General features: G+C 66.4%; 1 protein-coding gene. It reads left to right on the top strand.

Translation table 11 applies throughout. The features are described 5' to 3' along the window. Positions 1-24: 24 nt before the first annotated feature. Positions 25-217 (top strand): hypothetical protein (locus QN345_RS20450; RefSeq protein WP_323509286.1); only part of this gene is annotated, 193 nt, incomplete at its 3' end.

Here is a 217-nt window from a genome sequence, read left to right as displayed (position 1 = left end):
GACGCGTTCGTGATGCCTCGGCTGATGCTTGTTGCCTTCGTCGTGGTGGGCCTGGGGATCGCCGCCTATGCCTGGGCCACCGTGGCCACCGACGTGGCGGAACGTCCGGTCTGGGTCGACTACACGTACTACCTCGGACTCGAATTCGCGGTGGCGGGCCTCGTCCTGGCGCGCGTCATTCTCGTGAAGTCCGAACGACTCGCCTGGGCCTTGCTCG

Source organism: Cryobacterium sp. 10I1, from assembly GCF_035019805.1.
GTDB classification, from domain to species: domain Bacteria; phylum Actinomycetota; class Actinomycetes; order Actinomycetales; family Microbacteriaceae; genus Cryobacterium; species Cryobacterium glucosi.
This window is presented reverse-complemented; position numbering and strand designations above follow the sequence as displayed.